Genomic DNA, 15131 nt, shown 5'->3' with positions numbered 1-15131 from the left:
GTGAGGAGTCTCAAGGTGTATGGATGAATCAACGGATGCTTCCTTTTAACATCTCCAAAGGCACTACTGCGTTGAGTGAATCGATGGGGAAGGGTATGGTGACAGAAGGAGTGTCGAAATCACTAAAGAAAATTCTTTGAAAAATATCGTGTCAGATTGCTTGTATTGATGTCATAATCAGCAGGAGCATTTCAGAGGTACTCTTCACCCCGTAGGTCTAAGCCGAAATGTTGAGGAATTGAAGATGAGGCCCACCGGGAACTGAATATTCACTGTTCTCTGAATTGTGAGTTGATTTTGCTTTCCAGTTTAGTCATTTCCCTGGTAACGGTGGTCCGAACTAACTCTTAAGGACAATTTTGATCGAGGAGATGTGTGTCATGGGGTGGGATCGCGTCAATAGTCAGAAACGAAAATATACTGCCCTATCCCTGGTCTTAGGGGCTGTGATGTTGTGGGCTCCGCTGAGCGGAGGGACGGTGAGTGCCTATCAGGAAGAGGAGGTTCCCGGTGGAGCGTCGATCAGTGGAGTTATGAAATTTACTGGAACTATTCCAACGCCCAAAACCTATAAAGTCACCATGGGAAGCCACCCCGAATTCTGTCAGACTATTGCGGACCAAAAAGGTTTCATCAATATCCCGAAAGTCCGTGTGTCTTCCAAACGGCACTTGGCGGATGTGGTCGTTTTTCTTCAAGAGGTTGACCGTGGGAAACCTTTCCCGAAAGAAGAGCCGATCCTGGCGGTGGACCGATGTCAATTCGTGCCACGAGTCATCGGTACCTTGGCCGATCAAAATCTCCGGATGGTCATGCGCGATCCCATTCTTCATCAGATCCGGGGGTGGGAGATGTTGGACAACGGCCGTCTGCCGCTTTTTCATATTTCCAATTTAGGAAAGGATGGGGAGGCCACTCTTCCACTCAACGCACGGCGTAGCAGCATTATCAAATGGACATGTGATCAACACAGGTTTATGGAAGGGTGGCTTCTGTTGACTGCGAATCCATATGTGACGGTTTCCGACGATCAGGGGGTTTTCCGATTGACGGATATTCCTGCGGGCACACATACGGTCGGGGCCTGGCACCCGGTTCTGGGTTATCAGGAAGCCAAGATAACGCTCATTTCCGGCGGGCAAGAGACCCTCGAGCTGACGTTCGTATCCCCATCGACTCCATAAGGCGTATTGGGTCAATCGGCGGCTGATCAGGCGGTCGATGAATTTCTTAAGGTCCATTGCGTGTAAGATGTGATTTTTCAACTTTGGTTTTCCTTCTCAGAATCTCGCAATGACCGTTTTCTCTCACCGGCTCTCCTATTCGTCTGGTCTCTAGCATGAAAGATTCGAAGACATTTATCAGTCTTTGTCTCGTCGGTTTTTGTAGTTTTGTCAGTTATGACATGGTGCGTCGACCGGCCTTGGCTTTGTATGTGGAAAGCCTTGGAGCCGGCCCATTTCTTGTCGGCCTCTTGGTGGCTGTCTCGACAGTAACCGGCATCGCACTCAAACTTCCGATAGGATTGCTCTCCGACCAGATCAATCGAAGACGGTTGATGTTGGGAGGAGTGTTGGCCTTTGCAATTCCGCCTTTTCTTTATCCGCTTACCTCGGATCTCTGGACGTTAGGTATTCTCAGATTGTTTCATGGATTAGCGACCGCAATGTTTACGCCGCTGGCCTTAGCGATGGTGGCAGAGCTCTTTGCGAAACGGCGAGGGGAGGCTTTTGGTTGGTACACCTCGGCCACCCAGGGTGGTGGCCTGCTTGGTCCGATGATTGGGGGGGGTATTGTCTATCAATTTGGATTTGCCCCCACGTTTCTTTTAGCCGGATTATTTGGGATGTTAGCTTTGGTCTTCTTCTGGTTGATCCCTCAGACACCCACACTCTCGCGGGTCCACCAATATTCCGTCCCGGCACTATGGAAGGAGATGCGCGAAGGCCTCCGCCGAGTCTGCCAGATTCCCCCCATTCTCATTACGAGTAGCGTGGAAGCTGCCAAGATGATGGGCAACGGCACGCTGATGGCATTTTTGCCGCTGTATGGATTGACCATCGGATTAAACGCCGCCGAAATCGGAGTTTTGTTTGGAGTGCAGGCGTTGACGTCGTTTATTGCCAAACCGGTGATGGGAAGAATTTCTGATCGTGGGGCCAGGCAGCCGCTGATTTTTGGAGGGCTTTGCCTGTGTGGCCTCATGGTCATGTGTATTCCCCAGATCCAGGGGTATGTTCTCTTATTAGTGGTCGCCGGAGCGTTTGGTTTTGGCGAAGCGGTGGTGACGTCTTCGACCACAGCCCTGGTTGCTGATTATTCAGAAGGAAAAGATCTGGGAGCGGGGATGGGATTACGGGGAACCATTATGGATATCGGACATGCAGGAGGACCGCTCCTGGCCGGCGTACTCATTCATGCCTTAGGTTTTGGAGGAGGGTTTTTCAGTATTGGGGTCCTCTTACTACTGACGGCGGCATTTTTTGGTGTCACAATGATGGGGATCAAAAAACCAGTTGTGCTATAATGGCCTTTCCTGAAGGGAAGGCAAAGGAGTCGAACGCCATGAATGAAGAAATGGGAACCGGAGATCTCATCATCGGGATTGTGGCGGCCATCGGGGTCGTGATCTTAGTGGTGGTCTTTATCGTGGTCGTGAAAAATGTTCTCTTAAAAAAAGACAGCGATATCCAATAACCAAATAGGTGGGACATGTTTAGCGGGATTGTTGAAGAAATCGGTGCGATTCAGGGAATCGATAAAGGGTTAGCGGGTGCAAAATTTTCCATTTTGGCTTCGCTGACTTTAGAAGATCTCAAACTGGGGGATAGTATTAGTGTGGCCGGTGCCTGTTTGACGGCAAGCCACGTGAGCGACACGGGTTTTACGGTGGATGTGTCCACCGAAACATTGAACTGCACAACGTTAGGAACCATTTCTGTCGGGACACCGGTCAATTTGGAGCGTGCCATGAAAATCAATGCCCGAATGGGGGGACATCTGGTCACAGGCCATATCGATGGCATTGGTCTCTTGCGTGCTCGGCAACAGGATGGAAATTCCATTCAACTCACCATTGAAGCTCCAGAGGACATTATCCGGTATTGTGTGCCGAAAGGCTCAATTACCGTGGATGGAATTAGCTTAACCATCAATGCCGTGTCGGATCGTTCTATTGCCGTAGCCATCATTCCCCATACCGCCAAAGTAACCACCATGGGCCTTAAACAAATAGGGGACACGGTCAACTTGGAATCTGACTTAATTGGAAAGTATGTTGAACGCTTGTTGCAAGCAAGCGGGGCTCTCCCGCCAAAACCCGCCACGGTGATCAATCGAGATTATCTTGAAAAACGTGGCCTGCTCTAGTTTTTTACATTCCATGTCGCAACCTTTTCCACCAAAAACCAAACATCCTCTATGGCGATTATTTGCCGTCGTCACGCTCTTTGTTATCATTATTCCCGCAACGTTATGGGGCATCGTTCAACTCTACGAAATCATTTGCGCCTGGTGTGGTTGCTGTAGTGCCATCGATCGTCCACGAACCAGGTAGATTCCCACTCAGGCATTTACTGCAATCGTCAATGAATGAGGAGAACGGATTTTTCTCCTTATGTATTCAAGCAAATTATACAACCCCAAAGATTTTTTCTTAACCCTTATCCTGGCTGGTGGGGTTTTCACGTTTGATCTCCTGCTCCCGCGAGGATTTGCGGAAGAAATGTTGTACACAGGGGTGGTGTTCTTTGCGACCCAACGTTTGCCACGAAGGATGGTATATGTTGTGGCCATTGGATGCACCGCTCTTACGATCATCGGTTTTGCCCTCACATTCACCTCGGATGGGGCACCTTCATCATTGAGTTGGCCATTCCGGTTTCCCATTATCAACAGAGCCTTTTGTATCGCCGGTATTTGGGGCATTACCCTGTTGGCGCTTCAACGACGGCGGGCGATGGAAGCGCTTCGAACGAGTGAGGATCGATTTGGTTTGGTCGCCGAAAGCATCAAGGATTATGGAATTGTGATGCTGGATCCGGAAGGGAACGTCGCCAGTTGGAATGCCGGTGCGGCACATATTTTCGGCTATTCCACGGGAGAGGTTCTGGGGCGGCCTCATGGCCTGTTATATGCCCCCTTAGCTATTGACTCCGGCGAACCAACCAATTTTCTGACTGAGGCTAGAGTTTCGGGGAGTGTCATGAAGGAGGAATGGTTGGTCCGCAAAAACGGGTCGAGGTTTTGGGGGCATGTGGGCATCACCGTTTTACGAGATGAACATGATCAACTCCAGGGGTTTGCCGCGGTGATGGGAGATCTCACCAAGCGAAAGCAGGAAGAAGATGTTATTCGAGCCCTGCTTCGTCTGAGTGAAAAATTGAATTCCACTTTCGTGCTGGAAACGCTCCTGGACGAATTGGTGACAGAAGCCATTCAACTGGTTCAGGCCCATGCCGGATTTGCCGGGTTGGCCTCGGGGGAAACGTTGACTTGTGAAAAATATATTCAAGGTCGGATAATAAAACTCTGTCATCGTTCCTGGTCTGCGGGGCAGGGATTACCAGGCTGGCTTCTCCTGCATAAGACGGCCTATCTCACGAATCAAGCGCAGGAGGACAGACAGATTGAGCAGGACTTTCGTCAAGCCTTTGATATTCATTCAGCCTTAAGCATTCCAATTCTCGATGCCAAGGATACGCTTTTGGGATGTATTGAAGTCCATAACAAAGAGAAGGCCAGTGGCTTTACACATTTTGATCAGCAAACCATGATTGGGGTTTCGCAGGTGGCCTCTATTGCCATTCAAAATGCCTTGGCTTACCAAAAGCTTCAAGAAGCTGAGGCGCTTCATAGCCATCTGTTGGACAAAATTATGACGGCTCAAGAAGACGAGCGGCGTCGAATCAGTCGGGAATTACATGATGAAATCGGCCAATCTCTGACTTCTCTTCTGGTTGGACTGCGTGCGGCTGAGGATGAGGCACGTTCAGATGGAATGGGAGCACGGGTGAATGATCTTCGAAAGATTACGAGTACGACCTTGCAGGAGGTTCAGCGACTGGCGAAAGGTCTGCGTCCAAGCGTACTGGATGATTTTGGACTAGAGGAAGCCATCGCCCGCTATGGGGCCGAATTTAGTTCGACCTATGGCATAGAGGTGGATGTGGCGCAAAACTGGCAAAGTAAGGATCGGCTTGCTCCCGCAGTGGAGACCGCGTTGTATCGAATTGTTCAGGAAGCGCTGACAAATGTCGGCAAATATGCCAAGGCCACTACCGTGTCAATACTCCTACAGCAAAATCCGGCACAGATTCGACTTATTGTGGAAGATAATGGTCAGGGATTTGACGCGCAGGCGATTGTTCGGACGGCTGCGGCAGGGGCGCATCTTGGCCTGCACGGGATGCGGGAGCGAACCCTGTTGCTCAATGGTTCGATTTCCATTGAATCATCTGCCGGAACGGGAACCACCATCTATGTCAACATCCCCTTAAAAGGAGAGGGGACATGAACATTCGGATTTTTATCGTCGATGATCACGCAGTCCTCCGATCGGGATTGCGTCTCTTGATTAATGGACAACCGGACATGGAAGTCGTTGGTGAATCCGGAGGCGCCGCTTCCGCCATTGAGGCCGTTCAAGATTTGTTGCCTCATGTCATCTTAATGGATCTGGCCATGCAGGGTCATATGCATATGGACACAATCGGCGAACTAAAAAAATGCTGTCCTTCCGGAAATATTCTTGTTCTGACTATGCACACTGAAAGCGGCTACGTTCGCGGGTCATTAGCTGCGGGCGCTTTGGGTTATGTCGTGAAAAGTGCGGCCGACACCGAATTGTTGACAGCGATCCGTACCGTTGCCCAAGGAAAGACCTTTGTGGATTGGACTGTAGGGAAAGGGGTGGGGCAGGATCTCCACGGTGCCCCCAAGAAAAGGCTTGCGGAGAGGGCCCCTGGATTGCTGGGAGAACTCAGTCCGAGAGAGCGTGAGATTTTCGGCCTGGTCGCACAAGGGTTTACCAATCAGCACATTGCTGAACAATTGGGGATTAGTGTCAAGTCGGTTGAAACGTATCGTGCAAGGGTTATGGAAAAACTCGGTCTTCGTAGTCGTGCCGACCTTGTGCAGTTTGCTCTGAGCTGTGGTGTGCTGACGTCCGGCAATCCTCTCTAGACTCCCACCTTTTCCCTTGATTGATCAATGTCCCAATCAGCCTTGTATGGTCTTGTCAGGTTTTCCCCTCTGCCATTTCATCCGTATTCCCGTTAATTTATCCAGTCAGAACACAACACTCAGTCTCATAACTCTTTTTTTCCATTTTTGCCAATATTTTCTAAGCAACAGGCTCGGTGAAGGCTAATCTATCGCAAAGACGATGGTCATTTTCTTTTCCGATGCGTCCCATACATAAAACACGGGAGCAGGCAGGTCGCCTGATTTGCCAAACGTAATCGTATCGAGGGATTTGATCCATAGAGGAGTAAGAGAGAGGATGCGCATGATTCATGGATTGCATTTCAATAATCTTCGAGGAGATATCTACGGTGGCGTGGTGGCGGCTGTGGTCGCACTACCATTAGCCCTCGCTTTTGGAGTGGCCTCAGGGGCCGGTGCAATTGCCGGACTCTATGGCGCCATCCTTGTCGGATTGTTCGCATCCGTATTCGGAGGGACCCCCGCGCAATGTTCCGGCCCCACCGGTCCCATGACGGTTGTGATGGCTGGAATTCTGGTTCAATTCTCTGACAATCCAGCCCTGGCATTTACCGTGGTGATCATGGGTGGGGGGTTACAAATTCTGTTCGGATTGCTCGGATTCGGGCATTATATTGCCCTTGTTCCCTATCCGGTGATTTCAGGGTTCATGAGCGGAATTGGATGCATTATTCTTATTTTGCAGGTTGGACCGCTTGTTGGATTCGAAGCCAAATCGGAAGGAATTTATGCCAATCTGTTAGCCATTCCGGAATTTTTATCAAATCCTTTCCCTCAAGCGACAATTCTGGGGCTCCTGACGATTGCGATCATGTATCTGACACCAGTACGAATGAGTCAAGTGATTCCACCCCAACTTCTGGCCCTATGTGCAGGCACCCTGGGAGCCTATTTCTTTTTCCCTCACGCACCAGTGATTGGAAATGTTCCGGAAGGATTTCCGTCTTTTATCATCCCTGATATGGAGACCAGTGTATTTCTTGTGATGGTAGAGGGGGCGGTGGTGTTGGCTCTCCTTGGAAGTATTGATAGTCTGCTCACCTCATTGGTGTGTGACAACATGACCCGTACCCAACATGATTCGAATCAAGAATTGATTGGTCAGGGAGTCGGCAATTTGGTGGCCGGTCTTTTTGGTGGCCTTCCGGGAGCAGGCGCGACAATGCGGTCTGTGGCCAATATTCGGAGTGGCGGCCGAACGCCCATATCGGGAATCCTCATGTCATTGGTGTTATTGGCCACATTGCTGGGGCTGGGACCGTTAGCGGAACAGATTCCTTTGGCCGTGTTAGCCGGAATTTTATTCAAAGTGGGGTTGGATATCATTGATTGGAGGTTTCTCCGACACCTGGTCAAGGCCCCACGAACCGATGTGCTGATCATGGGGGTGGTGCTGATCATTACGGTTCTTGTAGATCTAATCTCGGCTGTTGGCGTAGGAATCGTCCTGGCAAGTCTTTTATTTGTAAAGCGCATGGCCGAACTTGAATTGGCCAATTTACGAGTCATTAGTGAGCCGACACAGGAGATCCCGTTTCATCCTGAAGAAAAAGCCATTCTTGAACGCAACAACGGTCGGATTGTCCTGATTCATGTCGATGGCCCGATGAGCTTTGGTTCGGCAAAAACTATGGTGAGACGCCTGGAGTCGCTAAAAGGCTTCAACAACTTTACCCATGTCGTTCTTGATCTATCGGATGTTTCGGCCATTGACGGAACTGCCGCCCTTGCGGTTGAAGATATGCTTCGCATGGTTCAGGCACATCGCCAGAATCTATACTTTGTTGGAATTAAACCGGGAGTCCTTAAAGTCCTGGATGGATTGGGGGTTTTGGATCACATTGGACCTGAACAGCGGTACGAGCTTCGATTGGATGCGTTGCGTCATGCCGATCAAGGGCATAATATTTCACCCACAGATGAACTCTCCGGTGCGCAAAGGGCATGACCAAAATATGCAGTGTTCCCCATCGTGTTGAAACGGGCTTGGCCACGGAAGAGGGACCTTCGGGGTTATCTGATGACGTAGGGAAGGATGCAAGGTTAGCAAATAGAAATTTTTGACTCGAAAAATCCATACAGTCCTTTTTCTTTTTCCTGAAGAGATCAGAGCCCGAGCAAACAAATCATTAACAATTCTGCCCTTTGTTTCCCCTGTACATTTCCTCAGTTGTTGGCTAACATTTCAACTTGAATGTTTCCATTCTCAACCTCCTGATGTCACCTGCGGGTTTTGTTTTGGTTTTTATTAGCCTACGTCTTTGGGGCCTTCAGATGAAAGCCATACAGACCAGACCCCCGTTCAAGGTCTTGCCCAGAAAATGAAGAATTTTTCTGTTGAAAAACTCATTCAGGTGGGATATCGCTATGTGACGAAATCGCAAGGCCGGTTTTATCTCTACTTGGCGATTTTTTGTAGCGTCCTCGTTGTATTGGATGCCGGCTCGTTCGAACTGATTCGCGGAATGAAACTGAAGACATTTGATGTGATTATGAAAAATCGGGTCCTGTTTCACAAGGCCGACCCCGACATTGTGATTGTGGATATTGACGAAGCCAGTTTGGAGGCCATGGCCCAAGAATATGGGCGGTGGCCCTGGCCCCGTCAGGTTTTTGCAGAATTTCTGGAAATGCTACAGGAGCAACGGCCCTCTGCCGTGGTATTTGATATTTTATTTAGTGATCCTGATGTGTTCAATAAAGAATCAGATTCGTACTTCAATGACGTCGTCAGTAATTCGGAAAATACATTTTTCCCCATGATGCGGTTGTCCCCAACGAACGATGAACTCAGCAGGGTGACCCCTTCCATGATTCCCGGCATAGAACCCATTCCTGGGGAGTCACAGGATGAGAAAGGGATTGCCCTGGTCCTCCCCTCCTTCACAGGCATTATTCAGAGTGGAAGAGTGGGGACCAATAATGTCTATCCGGAACGGGATGGCATTGTTCGTCAATACCCCATCTATCGTGATCATTATGGATGGCGTGTTCCGTCCCTGCCTGCCAAAATCGGTGAAACGCTGGGGTGGAAACTACCGAATGATTCGGATGTGTATTTAAACTGGCGAGGAAAATTCGGGGCCTTCCGATCGGTTCGCTTTAGTGACGTCTTTGACGATTTTTTGAGGAGAGATAAGCAACGGGATTCGGATGAATTCACTGGCAAAATTGTGATCATCGGGTCTACAGCCTCGGCTCTGTTCGACACCAAGCCCACTCCCATGGAGAAGATTCATCCCGGTGTGGAAATTCTGGCCACGGCGATTGGAAATATCAAAAACGGAGATTGGATTACTCAGGCCAAGAACCCATGGCTTTTTACCGCACTGGCCCTTGGACTCATCTGGATCACAGCCTTGGCGTTTTTAACCGGGGTCAAACGCAAAGCCATTGATATGGTGTTTGCCGGTTCGCAAGTGGGTTTGATGGCCTTTACTTTCGCGAGCTTGAATCTCACCACCTACTATCTTGATCTAACGGCACCCATCACCGCCGGATTGATCTATTTTTCTCTCGCGCGGGTGTATGCCTATGCCGAAGCCACGATTATGGAGAAATATGTGTGGCTGAATGTGGAAGAGGGGGTGGATGGATGGCAATATACCGTAGTGGTTGTGGTTCAACCGGAGAGCTTGGAGGAAATCCCGGAAGGGAGATTCTTGACCCTGCTGAAGCGTGGCCTGTATGGCAAAAAGGTTGGGTTTACCATAGAAGCCTTTTCACGGAAACCTGCCGGCATTGAAAAGGCCTTTCAGAATATGTTCCTCATTTATTGGGTCGAAAATCATGTGAAAACGAAGCCATGGGAAGTGGAAAAATCGGGGGAACAAACGGTAACCCTGGTTCGAGAAGTGGTTCGCAGCATCTGTGAAAATGATAGAATAGGATGTAAGCTCGGATGGTGCCAAGGTCCCTTGACCTATGGAAATGAAAAAATGAGACTGGAGGCTTGGCAACATTTAGTGATTAAAGCCATGGTCAATCTCAAGGAGCAGCCGCTTGAGATAACATCTTGATCCCTTACCCGAAAGTCCCAAAACCCATGCCGTATTGCATCCGGAACTGCCGTGTCTGTTTAACGCTAGAAGGAGGACTGTGATGAGGAAATGGTTAGCCTTCCTGATATTAGTCATTGTTGGAGTCTTTCCCGCAGAGGGAAAAACTTCGGACCCTGGTGTAGCCGTTCGAGCGTGCCAGCTCATGAGCGAACCCTTTAAAGATGCTCGAGAACTGCTATCGTTAAAGGAAGGCGACGCCGTGGAGATTCTGAGAAGAAAAGGTGGATGGTTGGAGGTGTCCCGTAAAGATAAAACCGGATGGGTTCGAATGCTCTATATTCGACGTGGGGGTTCTGCGGAAACTGTTTCCGCGGCGAAGGAAGCTTCAGGAGTATTGGGTTTGGCCACTGGGAGAGCTGGGAGTGGAAATGTTGTGGCCGCTACGGGAGTTCGCGGATTAGATGAAGAGGAATTAAAGGAGGCCGAATTTAATGAACATGAATTACAGACACTGAAAACCTATCGGACTTCAAAGAAACAAGCACAAGATTTTGCCAATCAGGCAGGGTTACAAGTACAAAAAGTTCCGTTCTTACAGACGACAGACGGGAATTAACACATGAGCAATCAGCATATTATGAAGAAAAATATACTCTCTCGATTGTTTCGGCCTGCTCCTCCAGTGTTCTTCAATCAACAGGCTAGTGCGGACTTGAAAGGATTTCTTCTGCGTGGATTGATTCTGACATTGGTAATCTTCGGGGTGGCAACCGTCACTCATGCATTTGATTTGGGTGATGCCCTCAAACAATTAGGGCAGACGGATGAAACCGCCACCGGAAAAACACAAGAAAGTACTCCCCAAAAAAAGACGGGCAAGAAAACTCCGCTGACAGACCTGACCGATCTGGTTAAAGGGACCTCCACAGAAGAGGAAATAGCCATCGGTCAAGAGATTGCCGGACGGTTGCTTGGGGCTGCGCCGCTAGTCAAGGATGAACGCTTGCAACGGTACGTCAATCACGTTGGAAAGTGGCTCAGTCTGCAGAGTGGAAGAACCGACCTAGATTGGTATTTTGGAGTGATTGATTCCGATGATATCAATGCCTTTGCTGCGCCGGGTGGGTTCATTTTTCTGACCAAAGGTTTGTATCACCAACTTCATTCGGAAGCGGAATTGGCTGGAGTCCTGGGACATGAGATTGGTCATGTTATCAAACAGCATCATCTAACCATCATTAAACAAAGCCAGGCGATTGATATGGGAAGAGGCTTGTTTTCTCAAAAAGTCGGTAAAATGAAAAATGAACAAGCGAAGCAGGCCGTGAATAATCTTATTGGGAGTGGGGCAGAAGTGATGGCTCGCGGATTGGATAAAGATGCCGAATATCAGGCCGACAGGATTGGAGTGGTGTTGGCTACCAGGGCCGGCTATGATTCATATGGCCTGCCCATGGTGTTGCAGGAAATTGGTCATGCTGGTCTCAATGACAGTAGCGTCGCCTTGCTGTTTAAGACCCACCCTCATCCCGACAAGAGATTGGCAGAACTCGGAGCCTCCATGGGAGAGAACTTTGATAAATATTCCGACGGCAAAATCGTGAAAGACCGATTTTATACATTAGATAAATAATCAAATCGAATGGTTTCCCTTCTTACAGCGCGCACGAGCTCTAAACTAGCCATTTGAGTTGGCCATATTATAACTTTTTATGGACAACTCGATGTCCACCAATTTTGTGAGCAAAAAGTAAACGGGTGGGATTCCTGGTTCTGGCCTCACGTGGGTTTGGCCATGAGTTACGGGGAGGATGCCTTGCTGATCTTCAGATTAGCACACAGTGAAAATCTGTCACTGGTCGCGTTGGTCAGGCGGATTGAAGGGGAGACCAGCAGGCAATACGATCAGGCATTCTCCGCCTGTAGGACGGAATTGGCGATAGCCAGACCGGCACGCGTGCTGAGGGATCGTTGCTGATCATAGCCCATTACGATTTCCCACGCGCTATCTTGATAGCGGGTGATGAGGGGAAGGGCGACTTCGTTCAACATCCATTGACCGTGCCGTAGGTCCTCTTTGATGTGGATATCCCAGTAGCCGATTGCTTTTTCGCTAAGGCCAAGCCGTTCTCCTGCGATTTTATAATGCTGAAATGCTGCAGGGACTGAGATTTCAAAGTAGAGAAGGCTGCCTATATACCGCAAGAAAAATCTTTTGCGTTCAGAAACGGTAAAACTATGATTGATGTTGGCGAGGACTTCCCATGGAACGATGTCAAAGTAGGTTTCAGGCGTGGGGTCCATACCCAATTCGATCAGCATCGCCGAAAAAAATGAGGTATGCTTTCTTTCTAATTTGGCTCCCCCATACTCCTCAAAGAGGATCTTCGTGAGCATGGATTGGATTTCATTCCCGACGCCGCCAATCACTCGTGACAATTGGCTCGCCTCAACCAGGCCATCTAAAGAGGCGATGGCTAATAATTGACGGTATCCTTCCTTCGACATATCGTTGCGATAGAAGATCCCGGACTGGGAGAGTTCCGGGTTAAGATCTTCTGCCGCGCGTTCCCGAAGCGCCGCCTCGATGTCCAAGTTCTTTAGGAGAGAGACCTCGATATGTTGAGACTCCCATGCCTGCCAAGCCGTTTCAATTTTTCTCCGGATGGAGAGGAGAAATGTAGAATCCTCATTGGTGTAATTCTCAAGGTCGTCATACCAGAACAGTTTCAATCGGTTGATTCGATAGAGAATCTGCTGGAGAAACAGGTGTGCCGTAGAAGATGAAGGCTGGTCCTCGTAGGCCTCCACCATCGCCTGACCTAACACCTGCTCGAACAGATTCAGGCACTTGGGTCTGAGGGAGATGTACTGATCCAGATCCTCTTGCTGAATGAAGTGCGTCAACACTTCATGGGCCTGGCAGTATTCGAGCTCCGAAATATTTTGAACGGAAAAAACGCTCATCAGGGAAGATAAAAAAATGTGAAAAATGTATAAAGGATGGGCAGTTTCATTCTAGCAAGCCTGAGCAGGGGGAGCAAACACCAATCATTCTCACCATGGACAAAGGAAGCCAATGTCATTTCAATTTCACAATCTCCGATCGGGAGCCGCAGCACCGTCGTCTGATGACCTGTTCGCTCAAACTGTGCTGACCGGACTGTCGAGAAGACCGAAATGTCTGCCATCGTGGCTGATCTTCGATGATCGAGGCAGCCAAATCTTTAACGAAATCACCAAACTAGAAGGCTATCATCCCGCACAATGTGAATATGAGATTTTCAAAAATCAGAAACAGGCGATCACTGATCTCCTCGGGAACCAGACGTTTAGGGTTATTGAATTGGGAGCCGGCGATGGAGGGAAAACTCAAATTCTTCTTCAGCATTGCTTACAGAGCCGGCTGACATTCGAGTATGTGCCGATTGATATTTCCGAGGGCGCGATCAAGACACTCCTGGCTTCTCTCGAGTCGCGATTTGGAGGGGGGGCTATGTCGGTCACAGGACTGGCCGCCGATTATTTTGATGGACTCCGCGCGATTGGTGAACAAACGAGGGTCCGAAACTTTGTGCTCTTCTTGGGTTCGACCATTGGAAATTTCGAGTTACCGGCGGCCGAGCGGTTTATTGGAAAGCTGCGGGAAAGTTTGAATGAAGGGGACTATATCATGATGGGGTTCGATCTCATGAAACATCCGAAGACCCTGTATGCAGCCTACAATGATTCAACAGGAGTCTTCGAACGATTCAACTTGCATCTCCTTGATGTTCTCAATCAGAAACTAGGGGCTAATTTTGTGAAAGAACGGTATGTCCAGCAGGGACAATATAATCCACAGTCCCATGCGGTCGAAAGTTTTGTTTACAGTACCCTTGAGCAAGTTGTCTCCATCGAGGCGTTGGATAAGGAGTTTCACTTTGAGGCATGGGAACCGATGCAAACCGAGCATTCCTATAAATATACTCAATCAGAAATTGAAATGTTGGCCGAAAAGAATGGGTGCCGGATTGTGACGCATCTGTTTGATGCCAACAAACATTTTGTGAATTCAATTTGGGAAGTGAAGAAATAGGACGGAACGGTTTGATCGCATAGGCGGCGAGAGGGCGGTCGATGGAAGGTCAGGGTGTAAGCTCCCTTCTATGAAGAGCGACGCCAAGTATTTCTCTGGGCTCTTTTTCGGTTTAGGAGCAAAGATTCAGAGAAGGAGATTCCCGTTGAAGTTCGCTCAGTGAAAAATAGACGGGTTCGGGGATCGGCTATTGAGGAAAAGTGAACCGAAATTCCACTGTGTCGGGCAATGCGTAAAAATGGCTTATCATATTCTTCATGAACCATGCTCTCAAATACCTTCTATCCAAGAGGAGCGACAAGACGTCAATCTGTGGGTCCAGGGGAACGGATCAGGTTTTCTGTTGGAAATCCAAGTCGCTGACTAAAGGAGACCATGTCCTGATAGCTTGCTTCATCGATTGAGGGGGTTCGTCCCAGGATCCAGAGGTAGTCCCGATCGGGGGTGCCGACGATCGCAAACCTATAGTCGGGATCGACCCGAAGTATCCAATAATTGCCCTGCTCCGATGAGGTAAGCAACGCCACAAGTTGAGCTGCCCACTGGTCGAAGACCACATCCAACTTTGCCCGATGTTCAGGGTCCACCACCGTGGCCACTCCCTCAATGCTGATCTCCTCACCGGTCGAGGTGGTACATGCGTTTCGCACGGCAACCTTCCCCGATTTCAGTAACCGGTACTCGGCTGTAGATCTTACGCAGTTTCGTTGCCCCCACATCGGCAGTCGTGCTATTTCATGCCACATTCCGCTATACATGGAGAGATCAACTGACACCGCTGTGGGTAATTTTCCTCCATGTTCAACGCTTGAACACGCACCAAGCAT

13 protein-coding genes are annotated in these 15131 nt (G+C 49.2%); 11 read left to right on the top strand and 2 right to left on the bottom strand.

Annotation, left to right across the window (positions count from 1 at the left end):
* Window positions 1–380: 380 nt before the first annotated feature.
* The 10 genes from PP769_RS14900 to PP769_RS14855 all read left to right on the top strand — a co-directional run bounded on the left by PP769_RS14900 (window position 381) and on the right by PP769_RS14855 (window position 11859).
* On the top strand, window positions 381–1184 hold the full coding sequence (locus tag PP769_RS14900; protein ID WP_312641527.1) for a peptidase associated/transthyretin-like domain-containing protein: 804 nt from the start codon (window positions 381–383) through the stop codon (window positions 1182–1184).
* A 155-nt stretch (window positions 1185–1339) separates the two neighbouring features.
* A complete protein-coding gene (locus tag PP769_RS14895; protein ID WP_312641525.1) occupies window positions 1340–2527 on the top strand; it encodes an MFS transporter in 1188 nt (395 codons plus the stop codon).
* 38 nt (window positions 2528–2565) lie between these two features.
* Window positions 2566–2697 carry a hypothetical protein gene (locus PP769_RS14890; protein ID WP_312641523.1) on the top strand — a complete coding sequence of 44 codons (132 nt, stop codon included), beginning with the start codon at window positions 2566–2568 and terminating at the stop codon, window positions 2695–2697.
* Window positions 2698–2712: 15 nt separating this feature from the next.
* Entirely contained in the window at window positions 2713–3369 is a 657-nt protein-coding gene (locus PP769_RS14885; protein ID WP_312641521.1) for a riboflavin synthase, read from the top strand.
* 247 nt (window positions 3370–3616) lie between these two features.
* On the top strand, window positions 3617–5515 hold the full coding sequence (locus tag PP769_RS14880) for a sensor histidine kinase (RefSeq protein WP_312641519.1): 1899 nt from the start codon (window positions 3617–3619) through the stop codon (window positions 5513–5515).
* On the top strand, window positions 5512–6183 hold the full coding sequence (locus tag PP769_RS14875; RefSeq protein WP_312641517.1) for a LuxR C-terminal-related transcriptional regulator: 672 nt from the start codon (window positions 5512–5514) through the stop codon (window positions 6181–6183). The genes PP769_RS14880 and PP769_RS14875 overlap by 4 nt, the downstream gene beginning before the upstream one ends.
* Window positions 6184–6502: 319 nt before the next feature.
* A complete protein-coding gene (locus PP769_RS14870) occupies window positions 6503–8173 on the top strand; it encodes a SulP family inorganic anion transporter (protein WP_312641515.1) in 1671 nt (556 codons plus the stop codon).
* Between the two features lie 373 nt (window positions 8174–8546).
* Window positions 8547–10244: a CHASE2 domain-containing protein gene (locus PP769_RS14865; RefSeq protein ID WP_312641513.1), complete on the top strand. Its 1698-nt coding sequence runs from the start codon at window positions 8547–8549 to the stop codon at window positions 10242–10244.
* Between the two features lie 82 nt (window positions 10245–10326).
* Window positions 10327–10842, top strand: a complete 516-nt coding sequence (locus tag PP769_RS14860) for an SH3 domain-containing protein (RefSeq protein WP_312641511.1) — start codon at window positions 10327–10329, stop codon at window positions 10840–10842.
* 3 nt (window positions 10843–10845) lie between these two features.
* Window positions 10846–11859: a M48 family metalloprotease gene (locus PP769_RS14855; protein WP_312641509.1), complete on the top strand. Its 1014-nt coding sequence runs from the start codon at window positions 10846–10848 to the stop codon at window positions 11857–11859.
* Window positions 11860–12131: 272 nt separating this feature from the next.
* Here the strand turns inward: PP769_RS14855 and PP769_RS14850 are convergent, their stop codons facing one another.
* Complete coding sequence (locus PP769_RS14850; protein WP_312641506.1) at window positions 12132–13193, bottom strand: iron-containing redox enzyme family protein; 1062 nt, start codon at window positions 13191–13193, stop codon at window positions 12132–12134.
* A 112-nt stretch (window positions 13194–13305) separates the two neighbouring features.
* Here PP769_RS14850 and PP769_RS14845 point away from each other — a divergent pair, with 112 nt between their 5' ends.
* Window positions 13306–14304, top strand: a complete 999-nt coding sequence (locus tag PP769_RS14845) for an L-histidine N(alpha)-methyltransferase (protein ID WP_312641504.1) — start codon at window positions 13306–13308, stop codon at window positions 14302–14304.
* Window positions 14305–14609: 305 nt separating this feature from the next.
* Here the strand turns inward: PP769_RS14845 and PP769_RS14840 are convergent, their stop codons facing one another.
* Window positions 14610–15131 (bottom strand): lipocalin family protein, encoded by a 522-nt coding sequence (locus PP769_RS14840; protein ID WP_312641501.1) that lies wholly within the window; start codon window positions 15129–15131, stop codon window positions 14610–14612.

Origin of the sequence: Candidatus Nitrospira allomarina (assembly GCF_032050975.1) — a bacterium.
Taxonomy (GTDB): domain Bacteria; phylum Nitrospirota; class Nitrospiria; order Nitrospirales; family UBA8639; genus Nitrospira_E; species Nitrospira_E allomarina.
This window is presented reverse-complemented; position numbering and strand designations above follow the sequence as displayed.

Bases quoted from the DNA above. Each gene is read 5' to 3' on its own strand.
- PP769_RS14900 (WP_312641527.1), top strand. From the start codon at position 381: ATGGGGTGGGATCGCGTCAATAGTCAGAAACGAAAATATACTGCCCTA.
- PP769_RS14895 (WP_312641525.1), top strand. From the start codon at position 1,340: ATGAAAGATTCGAAGACATTTATCAGTCTTTGTCTCGTCGGTTTTTGT.
- PP769_RS14890 (WP_312641523.1), top strand. From the start codon at position 2,566: ATGAATGAAGAAATGGGAACCGGAGATCTCATCATCGGGATTGTGGCG.
- PP769_RS14885 (WP_312641521.1), top strand. From the start codon at position 2,713: ATGTTTAGCGGGATTGTTGAAGAAATCGGTGCGATTCAGGGAATCGAT.
- PP769_RS14880 (WP_312641519.1), top strand. From the start codon at position 3,617: ATGTATTCAAGCAAATTATACAACCCCAAAGATTTTTTCTTAACCCTT.
- PP769_RS14875 (WP_312641517.1), top strand. From the start codon at position 5,512: ATGAACATTCGGATTTTTATCGTCGATGATCACGCAGTCCTCCGATCG.
- PP769_RS14870 (WP_312641515.1), top strand. From the start codon at position 6,503: ATGCGCATGATTCATGGATTGCATTTCAATAATCTTCGAGGAGATATC.
- PP769_RS14865 (WP_312641513.1), top strand. From the start codon at position 8,547: ATGAAGAATTTTTCTGTTGAAAAACTCATTCAGGTGGGATATCGCTAT.
- PP769_RS14860 (WP_312641511.1), top strand. From the start codon at position 10,327: ATGAGGAAATGGTTAGCCTTCCTGATATTAGTCATTGTTGGAGTCTTT.
- PP769_RS14855 (WP_312641509.1), top strand. From the start codon at position 10,846: ATGAGCAATCAGCATATTATGAAGAAAAATATACTCTCTCGATTGTTT.
- PP769_RS14850 (WP_312641506.1), bottom strand. From the start codon at position 13,193: ATGAGCGTTTTTTCCGTTCAAAATATTTCGGAGCTCGAATACTGCCAG.
- PP769_RS14845 (WP_312641504.1), top strand. From the start codon at position 13,306: ATGTCATTTCAATTTCACAATCTCCGATCGGGAGCCGCAGCACCGTCG.
- PP769_RS14840 (WP_312641501.1), bottom strand. From the start codon at position 15,131: ATGCTTGGTGCGTGTTCAAGCGTTGAACATGGAGGAAAATTACCCACA.